Annotated in this window: 3 protein-coding genes; all 3 read right to left on the bottom strand. The window is 67.3% G+C overall.

From position 1 onward, the window contains the following. Positions 1 to 401: response regulator (locus tag ACEN88_RS30685; protein WP_413345807.1), on the bottom strand; the 401-nt coding region annotated here is incomplete at its 3' end. 5 nt (positions 402 to 406) lie between these two features. Then, the gene (locus ACEN88_RS30690; protein WP_413345809.1) at positions 407 to 1,225 is read right to left on the bottom strand and encodes a CheR family methyltransferase; all 819 of its coding nucleotides are present in this window, start codon (positions 1,223 to 1,225) and stop codon (positions 407 to 409) included. A 5-nt stretch (positions 1,226 to 1,230) separates the two neighbouring features. Further along, positions 1,231 to 1,740, bottom strand: coding sequence for a chemotaxis protein CheW (locus tag ACEN88_RS30695; protein ID WP_413345811.1), 510 nt, complete (start codon positions 1,738 to 1,740; stop codon positions 1,231 to 1,233). Positions 1,741 to 1,825: the final 85 nt, after the last annotated feature.

Below are 1,825 nucleotides of genomic sequence, written 5' to 3' on the forward strand. Positions count from 1 at the left end.
GACGAACTGATCGCCGCGCGCACGGCGGCGATCAGTTCGTCCGCGCTCTCGCTGAGGAAGTCCTTCAGGCCCAGCTTGGGTTTCGTGATGATGGACACGGCGCCCGCCGCGAGCGCGGCCATCGTCGTCTCCGCGCCTTTTTCCGTCAGCGTCGAGCAGATGACGACGGGCGTGGGCCGCTCCGCCATGATCTTGCGAAGAAACGTGATGCCGTCCATGCGCGGCATCTCCACGTCCAGCAGGATCACGTCGGGCCAGGCCTGCTTCATGCGCTCGATGGCGAGCAGCGGGTCGGCCACGGCGTGCAGCAGGCGGATGCCGGGCGCGGATTCCAGCACCGCGCCGACGACCTTGCGCACGACGGCCGAGTCGTCGACCACCATCACATCGATTGTTTTCATGCCGATTAGGGTAGACGGTAGACGGAAGGGATCACGGCACGGAGAACGTCGCCCATCTCCTGCAGGCTTTCCGAGTGGCCGATGAACAGATGGCCGCCCGGCTTGACGCGTTGCATGATGCGCGTGACGACCTGGCGCTTGGTGTCGCCGTTAAAGTAGATCATCACGTTGCGCAGGAAGACGAGGTCGTAGGTGCCCAGGTCGCCGGGCAGCGCCGTGTTCAGGTTCACCTGGCGGAACTGCACGCGCTCGCGCAGGCCGCGTTCCACGAGCAGCGTGCCGTGCTGGTCGCGGATGCCCTTCAGGCAGTAGCGGCGCAGGTAGTCCTGCGGCACGTGGGTCGCGCGTTCCATCGGATAGTGGCCGGTGCGGGCGCGCTCGAGCACGCGCGTGCTGATGTCGGAGGCCACGACTTCCCACGGCGCCGATCCCAGCACGTCGGCCAGCACCATCGCGATGCTGTACGGTTCCTCGCCGGACGAGCAGGCCGCGCTCCATACGCGGAACGGCGCATTCGCCCGCAGCGACGGGCGCGCCGCTGCGGCCGCTTCGCGCAGCAGCTCGAAGTGGCGCGCTTCGCGGAAGAAATAGGTCTCGTTCGTCGTCAGCAGGTCGACGGCCAGCTGCACCTCGTCCTTGTGCGCGCCGTCCGTCAGCAGCCGGAAATAGGCGTCGTACGACGGCAGGCCGAAATGCTGCAGGCGCTTGGCGAGGCGGCCGCTGACCAGCGCCTTCTTCGAATCGGACATCGAGATGCCGGCGATGTCGAAGATGAAGCGCTGGAAGCGCGCGAACTCGCCCTGGCTGATCGCACAGTTCTGCATGGCGCTCAGGCGGCGAGGGCGTCGGCGCCGGCCAGGTCGGGCAGGCCGTCCAGCGCCAGCACCTGCTGCACGTTCAGCAGGATGACGAACTTGCCGTTCACCTTGCCCATGCCGGCGATGAAGTCGCCGCGGATGCGAGTACCGAACGACGGCGCCGGTTCGATGTCGGCGGCCGCGATGTCCAGCACGGCGCTGACGGCATCGACGACGACGCCCGTCAGCTGGCGCTCGCCGTCGTGTTCCAGCTCGACGATGACGATGCACGTGCGCTTGCCCGCCACGGATTGCGGCCGGCCGAAGCGGGCCGCGAGGTCCATCACGGGCACGACGGCGCCGCGCAGGTTGATGACGCCGCGGATCGCGTCCGGCATCATCGGTACTTCCGTGAGGCCGGAGAACTCGATGATCTCCTTGACGGCCATGATGCCGATGCCGAAGGCTTCGCCGCCCAGCATGAAAGTGAGGTATTGGGCGGATTGGCCGTCCGCGTGCGTTGCCTGGTTCGTGTGCGTCATACGGTCACCGTGGATCAGAAATGGGTGAAACTGGCTTCGTCGGGCGCGGCCTGGGTGGGCGCGCCGCCGGCCAAGCGCACGACGC

Source organism: Massilia sp. CT11-108 (assembly GCF_047302915.1).
GTDB classification, from domain to species: Bacteria; Pseudomonadota; Gammaproteobacteria; order Burkholderiales; family Burkholderiaceae_D; genus Telluria; species Telluria orientalis.